Source organism: Pseudomonas sp. ME-P-057, assembly GCF_030208975.1.
Classification (GTDB): Bacteria; Pseudomonadota; Gammaproteobacteria; order Pseudomonadales; family Pseudomonadaceae; genus Aquipseudomonas; species Aquipseudomonas lutea.
In genome coordinates this window covers 15,278-28,513 of record NZ_JARVSX010000022.1, presented here as the reverse complement: position 1 = coordinate 28,513, position 13,236 = coordinate 15,278, and the positions used below count along the sequence as shown (strand labels likewise).

The 13,236-nt window shown below is 61.2% G+C and carries 11 protein-coding genes and 1 tRNA gene; 9 read left to right on the top strand and 3 right to left on the bottom strand.

What is annotated here, in order from left to right; genetic code table 11:
* Window positions 1–75 precede the first annotated feature (75 nt).
* The 7 genes from QRN48_RS12615 (at window position 76) to QRN48_RS12585 (ending at window position 7,516) form a co-directional block, all read left to right on the top strand.
* Entirely contained in the window at window positions 76–996 is a 921-nt protein-coding gene (locus QRN48_RS12615; RefSeq protein WP_037010345.1) for a LysR family transcriptional regulator, read from the top strand.
* A 1,103-nt stretch (window positions 997–2,099) separates the two neighbouring features.
* On the top strand, window positions 2,100–2,516 hold the full coding sequence (locus tag QRN48_RS12610) for a DoxX family protein (RefSeq protein ID WP_037010341.1): 417 nt from the start codon (window positions 2,100–2,102) through the stop codon (window positions 2,514–2,516).
* Window positions 2,509–3,138 (top strand): antibiotic biosynthesis monooxygenase, encoded by a 630-nt coding sequence (locus QRN48_RS12605; protein ID WP_191943309.1) that lies wholly within the window; start codon window positions 2,509–2,511, stop codon window positions 3,136–3,138. The genes QRN48_RS12610 and QRN48_RS12605 overlap by 8 nt, the downstream gene beginning before the upstream one ends.
* A gap of 145 nt (window positions 3,139–3,283) precedes the next feature.
* Complete coding sequence (locus tag QRN48_RS12600; RefSeq protein WP_191943645.1) at window positions 3,284–5,122, top strand: amidohydrolase; 1,839 nt, start codon at window positions 3,284–3,286, stop codon at window positions 5,120–5,122.
* Window positions 5,123–5,248: 126 nt separating this feature from the next.
* Entirely contained in the window at window positions 5,249–5,872 is a 624-nt protein-coding gene (gene ycaC, locus QRN48_RS12595; RefSeq protein WP_037010340.1) for an isochorismate family cysteine hydrolase YcaC, read from the top strand.
* A 147-nt stretch (window positions 5,873–6,019) separates the two neighbouring features.
* Complete coding sequence (locus QRN48_RS12590) at window positions 6,020–6,427, top strand: SRPBCC family protein (RefSeq protein ID WP_285350908.1); 408 nt, start codon at window positions 6,020–6,022, stop codon at window positions 6,425–6,427.
* Between the two features lie 402 nt (window positions 6,428–6,829).
* Complete coding sequence (locus QRN48_RS12585; RefSeq protein ID WP_285350906.1) at window positions 6,830–7,516, top strand: RibD family protein; 687 nt, start codon at window positions 6,830–6,832, stop codon at window positions 7,514–7,516.
* 110 nt (window positions 7,517–7,626) lie between these two features.
* On the opposite strand, the gene QRN48_RS12580 is transcribed toward QRN48_RS12585, so the two are convergent.
* From QRN48_RS12580 to QRN48_RS12570, 3 genes are all read right to left on the bottom strand, one after another.
* Window positions 7,627–7,702: transfer RNA gene (locus tag QRN48_RS12580), tRNA-Asn, on the bottom strand.
* Window positions 7,703–8,500: 798 nt separating this feature from the next.
* Window positions 8,501–10,513, bottom strand: a complete 2,013-nt coding sequence (locus QRN48_RS12575; RefSeq protein WP_285351032.1) for a TonB-dependent siderophore receptor — start codon at window positions 10,511–10,513, stop codon at window positions 8,501–8,503.
* A gap of 270 nt (window positions 10,514–10,783) precedes the next feature.
* Window positions 10,784–11,827, bottom strand: a complete 1,044-nt coding sequence (locus QRN48_RS12570) for an SDR family oxidoreductase (protein ID WP_285350904.1) — start codon at window positions 11,825–11,827, stop codon at window positions 10,784–10,786.
* Window positions 11,828–12,059: 232 nt separating this feature from the next.
* Here QRN48_RS12570 and QRN48_RS12565 point away from each other — a divergent pair, with 232 nt between their 5' ends.
* Both QRN48_RS12565 and QRN48_RS12560 read left to right on the top strand, forming a co-directional pair.
* On the top strand, window positions 12,060–12,464 hold the full coding sequence (locus tag QRN48_RS12565; RefSeq protein WP_191943304.1) for an antitoxin Xre-like helix-turn-helix domain-containing protein: 405 nt from the start codon (window positions 12,060–12,062) through the stop codon (window positions 12,462–12,464).
* Window positions 12,458–13,150, top strand: coding sequence for an RES family NAD+ phosphorylase (locus QRN48_RS12560; protein WP_191943303.1), 693 nt, complete (start codon window positions 12,458–12,460; stop codon window positions 13,148–13,150). The genes QRN48_RS12565 and QRN48_RS12560 overlap by 7 nt, the downstream gene beginning before the upstream one ends.
* Window positions 13,151–13,236: the final 86 nt, after the last annotated feature.

The following is a 13,236-nucleotide window of genomic DNA, read 5'->3' as shown; positions in this document are numbered from 1 at the left end:
CGTCTTCGGCTGTGTCTTCATGCGCCGGTCTGGCATAGTCAGGCCTCCCGAAAACGCCCATCCCGGAATCGCTGAATGAACCGCAACGACCTGCGCCGCGTCGACATGAACCTGTTGGTGATCTTTGAAGCGTTGATGTTCGAACGCAATCTGACCCGGGTGGCGGAGAAGCTGTTCATGGGGCAGCCGGCGATCAGTGCTGCCCTGGCGCGTCTGCGCGATCTGTTCGACGACCCGTTGCTTTTGCGCAACGGTCGGGCGATGGAACCGACAGCGCGGGCGCTGGCGATTCTCAAGGAGCTGCAACCGGCGCTGGACACGATTTCCGGCGCGGTCAGCCGGGCCAAGGAATTCGATCCGGCGACCAGTTGTGACGTGTTCCGCATCGGCTTGTCGGACGACGCCGAGTTTGGTCTGTTCCCGCCACTGCTCAATTGTCTTCGCGAAGAGGCGCCGGGGATTATCGTTGTGGTGCGTCGCGCCAACTTTCTGTTGATGCCGGCGCTGCTGGCGTCTGGCGAAATCTCGGTGGGGATCAGTTACACCACCGAGCTGCCTGCCAATGCCAAGCGCAAGAAGTTGCGCGACATCGGCGTCAAGGTGCTGCGCGGCGACAAGCGCCCGGAGCCGCTGACGCTGGATGAGTTCTGTTCGCGCCCGCATACGATGGTGTCGTTTTCCGGCGACCTGAGCGGCAATATCGATCTCGATCTGGCGAAAGTCGGCCGGGCGAGAAGGGTGGTGGTGGCGGTTCCCCAATTCAGCGGTTTGCGCGCGCTGCTGGCGGGTACCGAGATGATCGCGACCGTGCCCGACTATGCCGCCTGCGCGTTGGTGGAGGGCTGCGCGCTGCGTGCGGAAGATCCGCCATTCCCGATCGAGCCTGCCGAGTTGTCGATGGTCTGGGCGGGTGTTCACGATAACGATCCTGCGGAGCGCTGGTTGCGTTCGCGGATTACGGAGTTTATGTCGCAGGAGACGCGGCCCATGCCGTGATTGTGGGCTGCTGTTGCTTGAGATCAAGATCAAGGGCTTCGGCCTAACGGCCTCGGGTTTCGCCTTCGGCGAGTTACTTTTAAAAAGCCGGGAGCCGGACCAACCAAAAGTAACCAAAAGTGCCTGCTCTCGGTTTGGCCCTCCTTCGTCGGGTTCCTTCACTCCGGTTCCGCTCCGTGGGCCCGCCGCCATCCGCCATCCATGGCGGGGGGCGGCTCTCGCGGCATCCATGCCACTCGGCCCACTGCGCGAGACCTGTGTTCAGCCTGCACCCAAGTCGCGATTGGCGGTGTCTGGACTTTCTGCGTATGCAGATCAGAAGCAGATCAAAAGCAGATCACCAGTAGAGGATACGCAGGCGGCTGGGTGGCGTTTGTACGGCATAGCGGATTGATCGCATTTTTGTAGGAGCCGGCTTGCTGGCGAATGCATTTCGTCATCCACCCTATCTCTACCTGACCCATCGCGTTCGCCAGCAAGCCGGCTCCTACAGGGCTGCACCCGGCCAGTTGATCGTTGCCACGCGGAGCGTGGGGACTATCAAAAAACGCAGGTCAAGAGCTTCCCGGCTGAAGCCGGTCCCACTGACTGCACGCGTCGCTTTTGGCGGGACCAGCTCCCGCCGGGAAACCGCCGTCCGCCGTCGCCTTCGCTTTTGCTTGTGATCCGCTTTTGATCCTCGTACACAGCCAGTCCATCCACCGCCAATCGCGACTTGGGTGCAGGCTGAGCGCAGGTTTTGCGCAGTGGGTCGAGCCGCATGGATGCGGCGAGAGCGCCGTCAGGACAGGGATGTCCGTTCGGCGCGGGCCCACGGAGCAAGACCGGAGTGAAGGAACCCCGACGAAGGAGAGGCCAAACCAGGAGCAGACACCCTTGGTTACTTGGGGTGTTTTTCCAAGTAACTCGCCGAAGGCGAAACCCGAGGCCGTTAGGCCGACGCCCTCGATCTTGATCTTGATCTGATCCTGATCTCAAACCCCACCCCAATGGTCCAGAGCACGTCTGTTCAATACCCACCCGCCAACCCCCCGCACACTGGCCCCATCGACCACCTTCCTGCCCCACAAAGAAGCCGTGGCCCCTGCAATCAACGGTGTGTGATGACCTACTCAACCTGCAACGACCGCGCGCAAGACCTCGGGCTGCTATTCCTCAGATCCGCCGGCGCGCTGTTCCTGCTGTTCGTCCACGGCCTCCCCAAACTGCTGAACTTCAACGCCCAGCTGGCATTGATCGAAGACCCTTTCCACCTGGGCGCGACCCTGACCCTGAGCATGGCCATCTTCGCCGAAGTCCTGTGCCCCCTGCTGATTCTGACCGGCGTACTGGCGCGTCTTGCGTGCCTGCCTATTCTCTTTCTGCTGCTGGTGGCACTCGTGCTGGTGCACAGCGAATGGAGCGTGGAGCAAGGCCAGTTCGGCTGGTTATTACTGATCATCTTCACCAGTGTGCTGATCGCCGGACCCGGTCGTCTGGCGCTCAACCGTGGTTTGCCTGGAGCACTTCGTTATGCCTGATTACGCCACGACTGCAGACGTCATCCCGACGTCGAAACTGTCCGCCGACGAGATCGTCACGCTCGTGGTCAAACACCGCGTGAAGGCCGGCCTTGAAGCGCAATACGAGGCCTGGCTGCGGCGCATTGTGGCGATGGCCGCCAGCTACCCCGGGCATCTGGGCGTCGATGTGATCCGTGGGAAGGCCGACGGTCTGCACATGTTCACCTGTGTCCTGCGTTTTTGTTCCACCGACGCCATGCACAGCTGGCTGGACTCTGCGCATCGCCGCGAACTGGTCGCCGAAGCGACGCACATGCTGGCAGACGGCGACTTCACCGAGGTCAACCCGCACAACGAGTTCTGGTTTGTGCCCAGCGAAAATCCGCCGCCGCCGCGCTGGAAACAGGCCTGCGTGACCTTTCTGGTGATCTGCCCGCTGACCCTGATGATCCCGCTGGTCTGGGGCCCGGTCTTCCGCCTGTATCCGCTGCTGGCCAACTACCTGATCAGCACCGCGCTGGTCACCGTGACCATCGTCCTGCTCGTGGTCTACGTGCTGATGCCTCGGGCGACGCGGCTATTCGCCCCTTGGCTGAACGCACGGCCAACGCCGGTGGCAGGAGCCGAGCATGAAGGATGACCACACCGATCAACCGTCCTCAACGGACCGCCGCAGCTTCGTTGCCAAAGGCTCTTTGCTCGGCGCCGCCGCTGCACTTTTCTCTTCCATGCCTGGCACCGGCCTTGCCGTCGGGGCTGCCCATTCTTCTACCCAAGGAGGCGCGATGAACGTCGATCTGATTCTCTTCAACGGTAATTTCCACACGGTCGATCAGGAAAAACCCAAGGCTAGCGCCGTGGCCATCAGCGGCGGCAAATTCGTCGCCGTTGGCAGTGACGCCGAGATCATGGCCCAGCGCGGTCCGGCCACGCAGGTCATCGACATGCACAAGCGCACGGTGATTCCGGGCCTCAACGACTCGCACCTGCACCTGATCCGTGGAGGTCTGAACTACAACCTGGAGCTGCGCTGGGAAGGCGTGCCTTCGCTGGCCGATGCGTTGCGCATGCTCAAGGCCCAGGCCGACCGCACACCGACCCCACAGTGGGTGCGTGTAGTGGGCGGCTGGAACGAGTTCCAGTTCGCCGAAAAGCGCATGCCGACCCTTGAAGAACTCAATCAGGCCGCGCCGGATACCCCGGTATTCGTACTGCATTTGTATGACCGCGCCTTGCTCAACCGTGCCGCGCTGCGAGTGGCCGGCTATACCCGTGACACGCCGAACCCACCGGGGGGCGAGATCGTCCGCGACAGCAATGGCGATCCGACCGGCATGCTGGTGGCCAAACCGAACGCGATGATTCTTTACTCGACCCTGGCCAAGGGGCCGAAGCTGCCGCTGGAGTATCAGGTCAACTCGACGCGCCAATTCATGCGCGAGCTGAACCGCCTGGGCCTGACCAGCGCCATCGACGCAGGCGGCGGCTTCCAGAATTACCCGGACGATTACGCCGTCATCACGCAATTGGCCGAGGCCAAACAGCTGACCGTGCGCATCGCCTACAACCTGTTTACCCAGAAGCCCAAGGAAGAGCTGGAAGACTTCAAGCACTGGACCAGCACCGTCAAGCTGCACCAGGGCGATGACTTTCTGCGCCACAACGGCGCCGGCGAGATGCTGACCTTCTCGGCAGCGGACTTTGAGGACTTCCTTGAACCGCGCCCTGACTTGCCGGCGGGCATGGAGCAGGACCTCGAGCCGGTGGTGCGCCATCTGGTCGAGCACCGCTGGCCGTTCCGCCTGCACGCCACCTACGACGAATCGATCTCGCGCATGCTCGACGTGTTCGAGAAGGTCAATCGCGAGATCCCGTTCAACGGCATTCCGTGGTTCTTCGACCACTGCGAAACCATCACGCCGAAGAACATCGAGCGGGTCAAGGCGCTGGGCGGCGGGATCGCGATTCAGGACCGGATGGCGTTCCAGGGCGAATATTTCGTCGAGCGTTACGGCGCCAAGGCCGGCCAGCACACCCCACCGATCAAACGCATGCTGGCCGAAGGCGTGCCGGTGGGCGCCGGCACCGATGCCACGCGCGTGTCGAGCTATAACCCGTGGACCTCGTTGTACTGGATGGTCAGCGGGCGCACCGTGGGCGGCCTTGAGTTGTACCCGGAAGGCTTGTCCCGGGAAACCGCGCTGGAGCTGTTCACCCGTGGCAGCGCCTGGTTTTCCTCCGAGCAGGGCAAGAAAGGCCAGATCAAGGTCGGTCAGCTGGCAGACGTGGTCGCGCTTTCCCAGGACTTCTTCAGCGTGCCGGAAGAGTCGATCAAATGGATCGAATCGGTGCTGACCGTCGTCGACGGCAAAGTGGTCTACGGCGCTGCCGAATTCGATGACCTGGCACCGCCCAGCGTCCCGGTGCTGCCGGACTGGTCGCCGGTGTCGAAGGTCCCCGGCCACTGGCGCCAGGGCGCACCCATGGCAGCGGCGGTTCACCAGTGCAGCGGCCCCTGCGGCGTTCACGCCCACAGTCACGACAAAGCGCGTCAGTCGAAAGTCCCGGTCAGCGATTTCCAGGGCTTCTGGGGCGCGTTCGGCTGCTCCTGCTTCGCGTTCTGATCGTCGAGTCAGCAGAGCAATTGAAAAGAGCATGAAAAGCCTCGTCGACACTGACTGGCGGGGCTTTGCGCCAGCGTGATGCGCTGGCGATCCTATCGATCCACCACCCACTCAATGGAGTCAACCATGACCGTTCCCTACAAGCGCCTGAACAAAGATGATGCCGTCGTTCTGCTGGTCGATCACCAGACAGGCCTGATTTCCCTGGTGCAGGATTTCACCCCGAACGAGTTCAAGAACAACGTGCTGGCCCTGGCCGACTGCGCCAAGTTTTTCAACCTGCCGACCATCCTCACCACCAGCTTTGAAACCGGCCCCAACGGCCCGCTGGTGCCAGAGCTCAAGGCGATGTTCCCGGACGCGCCGTACATTGCTCGCCCTGGCCAGATCAATGCGTGGGACAACGAAGACTTCGTCAAAGCCATCAAGGCCACCGGCCGCAAGCAGATCATCATCGCCGGCGTCGTGACTGACGTTTGCGTGGCGTTCCCGACCCTGTGCGCGCTGGAAGAAGGCTTCGACGTGTTCGTGGTCACCGATGCGTCTGGCACGTTCAACGACGTGGTGCAGAAAGCCGCGTGGGCGCGCATGACCGCAGCCGGCGCACAATTGATGAACTGGTTCTCGGTGGCGTGCGAGCTGCAGGGCGACTGGCGCAACGACATGGAAGGCCTGGCCAACCTGCTGTCCCAGCGCATCCCGAACTACCGCAACCTGATGAACAGCTATTCGGCCTTCACCGCCAAGTAACACTTTTGCGCCGCATGAAAATGCGGCGCGAACCTCTCCCGGATCGGCAGTAACCGTGACAAGATTGCTCGCGGTTCACTGCGCGGCCCCACCACGCCATCGCGCGTTGGCACTTCGGCCGCTGCCCCCAAACATCTGGAGAACACCATGACTCAAGCATCTGCATCCATTCGCATCCCGGTTTCGGCCGACAAAGTATGGCAGCTCACCGGCGGCTTTCAGTCGCTACCCCTCTGGCTGCCCTTCATCAAAAACAGCGAATCGCAGGACGGTGGCCGCGTACGTCACCTGACCACTGACGATGGGGCTGAAATCAGCGAGCGTCTTCAGACCTATGACAATGCCGCGCGCACCTACAGTTACACGATCGAAAAAGGGCCGTTCGCCGTCAAGGATTACGTAGCCAGGCTGGTTGTGGCAGAAGATGGCGCCAACGGAGCTCTGGTGGAATGGTCGGGCAGTTTTACCCCGACCGGCATGACCGAGGCGGAAGCCGAGGCATTGTTCAAAGGTATGTACGAAGGTGGGCTGGAGGCCCTCAAAGCGAATTTCTGATCTTCTCGTGGCCGACATCAACGAGCGGCTGCCGGGCCTGACGGCCCGGCATTAGAAGCCGCTGCGCCTTCGGTGAAAGTTGCGGCTGACGGCTCACAGGTGCTCGGACACCGTGGCCGCGTTGATCAGGTCGTACAAGGCAAACGCGCGGTTGACCAGAAACACCGTGGCGGCGGTGAGGGCGAGGGCGTTGATGATGTGCAGGGTCATGGCGGTGGTCCGTGTCGAGTCTGGGATGACGCGATGGTACGCGACCCCCGCTGAAGCTGAAGACAATAGGCTTTATGGTGTACCTCACCGTGAATGATAGGGCCGGCGCCTGAGCCGCATCGGGCTGATCGGCTGAACTATTGCCGTGCAGTGCGGGTCGGCTTTACACCCCTTATCAAGCCGGAGCCTGCCATGCAGCCTTATGTCATTTGCCACATGATGTCCTCCCTCGACGGCCACGCCCTCACCGACGGTTGGGATCGCGCGTTCAAGAAAGACGCCGGTGATCTGTACGAGAAACTTGCTCAGACCTTTGCCTTCGATGCGTGGATCTGCGGGCGCGTAACGATGCAGGAAATCGCCCACGACGAGGGTTATCCCAAAGGGCTCGCCACTGCGCCCATCGAGCGCAGCCATTATTTTGTCGATCGCAATGCCAAGGCCTACGCCGTGTCCATCGACCCGCAGGGCAAAGTGGGCTGGAAGAAAAACCAGGCGCTCGATTCCCACGTGGTGGAAGTGCTGACCGAAGCAGTTTCGGATGATTACCTGGCGTACCTGCGTTCGATCGAGGTGTCGTATGTCTTTGCCGGGAAAACCGAGATTGATCTGCCGCAGGTCATGCAGATTCTGTCAAGCGAATTGGGGTGCAAGCGTCTGATCGTTGAAGGCGGGCCCCATGTCAGCGGGTCCTTCGTCAACGCCGGGCTGGTCGATGAAGTGAGTGTGCTGATTCTGCCGTTGATCGACGGGCGGGGCGAGCACCCGGCCTCGTTCGAAGTATCACCTAACGCCTGGAAGCAGCCGGCGCACCTCAAGCTGACTTCGGCAGAAGTTCAGGAAGGCGGCGCGGTGTGGTTGCGCTATACCAAAGCCTGATACAGACAGGGAGCGGGGCGTTGCGGCCCCGTTTGCGCATCCATTAACGGCGGAATAACGGCGGAAACGAAAAAGGCCAGCTAAGCGCTGGCCTTTTTCTTTACTTCGTCTGGCTCCACGACCTGGACTCGAACCAGGGACCCAGTGATTAACAGTCACTTGCTCTACCAACTGAGCTATCGCGGAATGCGCGCTATCTTACTGATTGGAAAAGGGAAGTCAAGCGAGCGCGTTAAAAATTTTGTCGCGCCTCCATCAGGACAGCTCCGTGTCACGTTCAACGCTCTGGCATAACGGCCAATGCAAAATCCTGAACGCTGCATAGAACCTGTAGGAGCCGGCTTGCTGGCGAACGCGGTGTGTGAGTGACGTGGTTGCTGGATCAAATGACGCCTTCGCCAGCAAGCCGGCTCCTACAGGAGGGGGTTGCATCCGAATGACGGTGGTGTTCCTGGCTGCCGCAATGCCTGGCTGTCTGCATGGCTGCGGTGGTGGCGTTTGCCTGCATCGGCCAGATGCGCAGGCTGGCACAGACCCCGGACGCTGCACGAAACCTGTAGGAGCCGGCTTGCTGGCGAATGCGGTGTGTCAGTGACGTTGATGCTGGATTAGATGACGGGTTCGCCAGCAAGCCGGCTCCTACAGATGGGGTTGCACCCGAATGACGGTGGTGCGCCACGCTACGGCAGTGCCTGGCTACCTGGCTACCTGGCTACCTGGCTACCTGGCTACCTGCCGCCGCGGCGATTGCCTGCATCGGCCAGATTCGCAGGCTGGCAAGGACCCCGGATGCTGCACGAAACCTGTAGGAGCCGGCTTGCTGGCGAATGCGGTGTGTCAGTGACGTGGATGCTGGATGAACCGACCTGTTCGCCAGCAAGCCGGCTCCTCCGGGAGGGATTTGGTCAGATGGATTCCGTTTCCCACAGGCATCGCCGGGGGCTGTTGTCGGAGCCTTTGGAAATAAAGGCCCCGAAACCGCGATCAATACCGCCAGGTCAACGACGCGGTGAGGTTGCGCGGCGCGCCGTAGTTGCTGGCCGTGCCGGTGTACAGCGACGTCAGGTATTTGCGGTCGGTGATGTTGTTGAAGTTCAGCGCCGTGCTCCAGTTGCTGTCGATGTCGTAGCTGGTCATCAGGTCTACCAGGGCGTACGCGTTCTGGCGGATGACGCTGTAAGTGTCGTTCTGAATGCCGCTCTGCCAGCTGACGCGGGTACCGATCCGCGCCTGGGGCAGGCCGGGCAGACGATAGCTCGCCATGCCGCGCAAGGCGTGAGCCGGAACATAACGGCGAGCTCTGTCGCCGTCGTCGTTTTCGATATGAACGTAGGTATAACCCGCCAGCAGGTCGAGCCCCGGCAAAACTTCGCCCGAGGCCTCCAGCTCCACCCCGTGGCTCTCGTAATCTTCGGTGAAGTAGCGGAACTGCGAACCCACCTGAATGTAGTCCGCCGACGCCACATTGCTCTGGTGGGTCTTGAACACCGCAGCCGTCAGGTTCAGGCGATCGTCCATCACGCTGCCTTTCACACCGGCTTCCAGGCTTTTGCCTTCCAGCGGTGCGAGCACTTTGCCGTCGACGCCGACCGTGCCGTACTGCGGATTGAAGATTTCCGTCCAGCTGGTGTAAACGCTCCACTGCGGGGTCAGGTCATAGACCAGCCCGGTGTAGGGCGTCACTTTGCCGTGTTCGCGCTGTGAATGGTCAGTGCCGTAGCTGTCGCCGGTCCCATCAGCACTGAGCATGCGCGCCCCGGCGATCCAGTGCAGATCATCCGCGAGGCTGAAACGTGCCCCGGCAAACAGGCTCTTCTGGCGATCGGTGAAGTTTTGCGTGTTGCTGTCGCGGGTGAAGGGAAACTGCGGTGAGATCGAGTTCCCGGCGAGAATCCCGGCAAACGAGGTATTGAAATAGCCTGATTCGAACGCGTCGTACTCACGGGCTTTCTGGTGAGTACGGCCGTAGGCGGCGCCAAACGTCAGCTCGTGGTCGCGACCGAACAGGCTGAACGGCCCGGAGACCTTGGCCTCACCAAGCAGCTGATGCGCCTTGCTGGTGGTGTGCGCCGCGAATGCCAGCGCGTCGTCGTCGGTAACGCCCGCGACATACAGCATGTTGGTGTCTTGATACTCGGTGATCCCGGTGCCGGTCAGCGTGGCGTTCCAGCCGTTGCCGAAGTCATGCTTCCACTCGCCGAAGGCGCGCTGGGTATGCATGTTCCAGTATGTCCATGGCTGGCCGACGTTGGACGAACGGCTGCTGTAGTGGATCGGGTTGTTGTTGGTGTCAACCAGCGGCAAGTTGCCCCAGGTGCTGCCGTTGGAATCACTGTTGTGCTGGGTGAAGCCTACCGTGAAGGTGTCGGCGTTGGAGAGGTCGAACGCCAGCAATCCGGCAGCGACGTTCTTCTCGTGGCTGTAACGGTCCATCCACGAATTGCCTTTGTCGTGGGCATAGATGAAGCGGCCGCGCACGTTGCCGGTTTCAGTCAAGGGCCCCGACACATCGGCCTGCACGCGACGGCTGTCCCACGACCCCACGCTGGTGTCGATCTGCACCTGGAAATCACGCGTCGGACGTTTGCGGATGAAGTTGACCGTGGCTGATGGGTTGCCAGTGCCGCTCATCAAACCGTTGGCGCCGTGGAGTACGTCGATCTGCTCGAACTCGGCCATGTCCAGGTCCCCGATCAGGATGGTCTGGGCGAACGGCATGCCCATCCCGTCGTACTCGAAACTACCGATGTCGAACCCGCGCGATGTGAATTCCGTGCGGTCGCTCTCGCTTTGCTCGACGGTCACCGATGGCGCAGAACGCAGCGCATCCTTGACCCCGTTCATTTTGAAGTCATTCATCTGCGCGCGGGTGATCGTGGTGATCGCCTGAGGTGTCTGTTTATTGGTGAGCCCCAACTTGGTGGTGCTCGAAGACGGCTTGCCCTGATAACCCACGCTTTGCCCGTCGTCCAGCACGGCACTGTCCTGGATTTGCATCTCGGGGAGCGTCACGTCATCGGCTGCATGGGCGGCAGGCCAGGCGGTGACGACGCTGGCGAAGAGAAGCGAAGCGGGGAGGCGAGGATTCACAATCGGATTTCCTGAAGGCGCTGAAAAGTCGCGATTCTGAATCAAGATGCGAATCATTACCACCTGTTACAAAGAAATATTTCACGCTTTTTTCACATACCGACCGCTGCTCTTGCGCAGTGCCTTGCCCGCTGACCAAACGGGCAGGGCACATGCGTTATCCGCATCGTGGCTGGGTTACGGAATCAACTTCCTCGCGCGCATGCCTTCCAAATGCGCCAGCAGCGCTTCGTCCGAGCGCAGACTCATGCCGGTGAACCCTGCCTGACGCGCTTTGGTGACGTCGAAGATCGCGTCCTTTTCGACATGGAAAATGAAGTCGCCAAACGAACCCAGTGCGATACGGTCTGGGTCGGTCTGCGCCAGGCCTTCGCGTTGCGCAAGGCTTTTCCACACAGGGCGCAAGGCGCCCAGGCGCTGGGTGAGGGAGATGGGTTGCGGCTCGCCCACTTCCAGACCGAACCACTCGGCCAGCTTCGGCCAGACATGGCTCCAGCGAAATACATCGCCATTAGTCAGGTTGTAAGCCCCGTCTCTTTCCTCGACGGCTGCCCAGACCGCCGCCTGGCCGATGAGCTCGGCTGAAGTGACGTTGACCAATACGTTGCGGTAGGCCACGTCCGAGCCAGGAAACTGCATCGCCGTGCCGGTTTCGCGGCACAGCGCCCCATACAGCCCAATCAGGTTGCCCAGGTTCATCGCCGAACCAATGGAATGGCCGATGACGATATCGGGGCGCAGCGCAGTCCATTTGATGCCCTCGCTTTCGAGGCTTTTGACGAAGTCCTCATGGCGAAAATACAGGTTGGGCGGGAAGTGGCGGCTGTCATCCTCGCGGGCAGGGGTCTTGTACACCCCCAGATGTGCGCCATAGATCTTGCCGCCCTGCACAAAGGTAATGCGCTCCAGGCCGGCCCCCGCGCTACGCAGCGCCGCCACCAGGTTCTCCAGCATCGCAGCGTTCTCATCCGCCTCGACGCCCGGGTCGCTGTTCGGTTTCAAGGCGCTGTAGAACAGATGGGTGACGCCCTTGAGGCTGGGCTTCAATGACGCCAGGGTGTGCGGTTCGAGCAGGTCGGCACTCAGATGAGGGAAGTGGCTGGGTGCGGTGGTTGACCTGCCAACAGTCGCCACCTGCCACCCGGCCTCGGCGAAACTGTCGACGACAGCACTGCCGATAACCCCGCTGGCGCCGGCCACGAGTAGGTGTTTTTCAGACATGGGTGAGCTCTCCGTTCAACAATGCGGTGACACGACTGCCTTGGGCAGCCAACTAAAAAGGCTGACCGTGGGCGTGCGGGTTTGTGCATTTTTTTGCGCGGCAGTGGGATGGTCGTGATCACCGTACGCCTCGTCGTCTCATTGGCGATCGCACTTGACATTGCGTCCATGGATTCAATTGGAGTAATGTAGCGCCTATAGAGCCAAATTCAGTCCAGTCACAGGTACTCCAATGACCATTGCCATCCCAGCCAGACACTTGTCCAAGTCCGAATGTGTGGTGGGTTTGCGGGCAGCGTTGCGCATTCTGGACAAATGGACAGCCACCAGTGAACAAGCCTGCCAGGTCTTGCGCATTTCCCGCAGCACCTACACCCGGGCGCGGCAAGGCGACGCCGAGTGGTCGGTCGCGCTCGATCAGGACCAGATGCAACGCGTCAGCTTCGTGCTGAACATCCACGCTGCACTCAGGACGTTGTTCGATAACCCCGACAACGCCTACGGTTTCCCGTCGATGGAAAACCACAACGAGTTCTTCAACGGACGAAAGCCGCTGGACGTCATGGCCCAGGGCGACATGATCTCGCTGTATGAAACCTTCCGCCGTATCGACACCCTCCGGGGCGCGCAATGGTGACGCCGGACAGCCTCCCTGCACTGGCTGGCGAGGCACAGCACGCCTATCGGCTGGTGAATTCCAAATTCCCGCCCATCGAGCTGTTCAGCGACGTGGCGGACGCTGCCGAGTTTGAAACCCTGTACCGCATTCAGGCCCTGACCAATCCAAGGTTATTGAACGAAGTCGGACGCATCGAGCTGATTCCTCTGGCCGACATTCCGTTCGGCATTCCGGGGTGTTCATACGCTGTGGCACCTTTTACCCACGTCAACCCGGCCGGTTCGCGCTTCAGCAGCGGCGAGTTCGGCGTGCTGTACCTGGCCGATACGGTTGACACGGCCATTGCCGAGGTACGCCATCACCAGCAGCTGTACTGGTCGCGAGTGGCGGCGCTGAAGTACGAGCGCTTTGTGTTCCGTAGCCTGTATTGCAGCTTCAGCGAGCAGGGCAGTGTCGATGCCACTGCGGTGCCCGCGTCGGACCCCATTTACGCGCCCGACGACTACTCGCAGTCGCACCGGCTGGGCAAGGCGGCGAAGGAAGCGGGACTGGCCGGGCTACGCTACCGCTCGGTGCGCTCACCCGGCAATCACTGTTGGGCTTTGCTGACGCCGCGCCACGTCACGTCAATCGTGCAAAGCGCTCACTACGAGATGATCTGGAGCGGTGAGGTCATCGGGATCAACCAGCTTTCCAACGCCTGAAGCCCTCGTTTCAATTTTCGCTGTCATAGCCGCCGTTACGGCCGCTCCACGGCCACTTCACCGCTCGCTGAAAAATCGAACTCATC

Coding starts and splice junctions, on each gene's coding strand:
- QRN48_RS12590 (WP_285350908.1), top strand. CDS start 6,020: ATGACTCAAGCATCTGCATCCATTCGCATCCCGGTTTCGGCCGACAAA.
- QRN48_RS12565 (WP_191943304.1), top strand. CDS start 12,060: ATGACCATTGCCATCCCAGCCAGACACTTGTCCAAGTCCGAATGTGTG.
- QRN48_RS12600 (WP_191943645.1), top strand. CDS start 3,284: ATGAACGTCGATCTGATTCTCTTCAACGGTAATTTCCACACGGTCGAT.
- QRN48_RS12585 (WP_285350906.1), top strand. CDS start 6,830: ATGCAGCCTTATGTCATTTGCCACATGATGTCCTCCCTCGACGGCCAC.
- QRN48_RS12615 (WP_037010345.1), top strand. CDS start 76: ATGAACCGCAACGACCTGCGCCGCGTCGACATGAACCTGTTGGTGATC.
- QRN48_RS12575 (WP_285351032.1), bottom strand. CDS start 10,513: ATGCAAATCCAGGACAGTGCCGTGCTGGACGACGGGCAAAGCGTGGGT.
- QRN48_RS12560 (WP_191943303.1), top strand. CDS start 12,458: ATGGTGACGCCGGACAGCCTCCCTGCACTGGCTGGCGAGGCACAGCAC.
- QRN48_RS12570 (WP_285350904.1), bottom strand. CDS start 11,827: ATGTCTGAAAAACACCTACTCGTGGCCGGCGCCAGCGGGGTTATCGGC.
- QRN48_RS12610 (WP_037010341.1), top strand. CDS start 2,100: ATGACCTACTCAACCTGCAACGACCGCGCGCAAGACCTCGGGCTGCTA.
- ycaC (WP_037010340.1), top strand. CDS start 5,249: ATGACCGTTCCCTACAAGCGCCTGAACAAAGATGATGCCGTCGTTCTG.
- QRN48_RS12605 (WP_191943309.1), top strand. CDS start 2,509: ATGCCTGATTACGCCACGACTGCAGACGTCATCCCGACGTCGAAACTG.